This window comes from Burkholderia sp. Cy-637, assembly GCF_011753175.1.
Classification (GTDB): domain Bacteria; phylum Pseudomonadota; class Gammaproteobacteria; order Burkholderiales; family Burkholderiaceae; genus Burkholderia; species Burkholderia gladioli.
In genome coordinates this window covers 1-1,039 of the sequence record NZ_VWWC01000397.1, presented here as the reverse complement: position 1 = coordinate 1,039, position 1,039 = coordinate 1, and the positions used below count along the sequence as shown (strand labels likewise).

Below are 1,039 nucleotides of genomic sequence, written 5' to 3'. Positions count from 1 at the left end.
CGCCCCGATTCGCCACGCTCGCCGCGGCCAGCGCCGAGGAACTCGGTGCCGCCGCCGTGACCGCGCCGGCGCTGCTGGTCGCCGATCCGTCGCGCGGGCGCGACGCGCCGGAAGCGCTGGCGCGGCGGCTGCGAGAAATCGCCGGCCCGGCGCCGATCCTGCTCTACACTGACGACGTTTCGGCCGCCGCGCCGGCGCTCGCGGCCGACCGGCTGCCCAAGCGCGGCACCGACGACGATGCGTTGCTGCGTGCCGCGCGGCGCATCGCCCATCCCGACGGAGGACCCCATCGATGAGCTCCACGCTGCACAAGGTGCTCTGCGCCGAGGACGACCCGGACATCCGGGCGATCCTGGAATTCAGCCTCGGCGCGGTCGGCGGCTACGAGGTCCGGCTGTGTCCGGACGGCACCGACGCGCTGGCCGAGGTCGACGCCTTCGCGCCGGACCTGATCCTGCTCGACGTGATGATGCCGACCCTGAGCGGCCCCGACACGATGCGCGCGCTGCGCGAGAAACCGGCGCTGCGCGACACGCCGATCGTGCTGATGTCGGCGCGCGCCTTGCCCGACGAGATCGAGGCGCTGCTCGAGCACGGCGCCACCGGCGTGATCGTGAAACCGTTCGACCCCATGACCCTGCCCGAACACCTGAAGATCTACTGGGACTACGCCCGTGATAAACGCGCCGGACAATCCTCCTGATTTCGAACGCCAGCTTGCCCTGCTGCGCGCGCGTTTCACGGCCGGGCTGGTGGCGCGCCGAGACGAACTGGTCAGTGCCTGGAGCGAATGGAACAGCTTGGCGGCCAGCGCCGACGGCGACCGGCCGCGCGCGGTGCTGGCCATCGCCCTGCACCGGCTGGCGGGCGCGGCGCTCTCCTACGGCTACGAGGCGCTCGGCCAGGACGCCCGCACGCTGGAGGGACGCATCACCGCCGACGGCGCGCGGCCCGAGGGGCTGGCGATGAGCTTCGCCGCGCTGATCGCCGATCTCAGCGACGCCTACTCGGCCGCCTCGGGCGTGCCCCCGGCGGGGCC

At 73.2% G+C, this 1,039-nt stretch carries 2 protein-coding genes and 1 pseudogene; all 3 read left to right on the top strand.

Features of this window, described 5'->3' with window-relative positions; all coding sequences use genetic code 11:
* Positions 1 to 296, top strand: a pseudogene (locus F3J10_RS35825) (hybrid sensor histidine kinase/response regulator); the annotation flags it as partial.
* Positions 293 to 703: a response regulator gene (locus F3J10_RS35820; protein ID WP_013691709.1), complete on the top strand. Its 411-nt coding sequence runs from the start codon at positions 293 to 295 to the stop codon at positions 701 to 703. The pseudogene F3J10_RS35825 and the gene F3J10_RS35820, both read left to right, overlap by 4 nt.
* Positions 675 to 1,039, top strand: a 365-nt coding sequence (locus tag F3J10_RS35815) for a chemotaxis protein (protein WP_167244064.1), incomplete at its 3' end; no start/stop codon positions are given. The genes F3J10_RS35820 and F3J10_RS35815, both read left to right, overlap by 29 nt.

Bases quoted from the DNA above. Each gene is read 5' to 3' on its own strand.
- F3J10_RS35820 (WP_013691709.1), top strand. From the start codon at position 293: ATGAGCTCCACGCTGCACAAGGTGCTCTGCGCCGAGGACGACCCGGAC.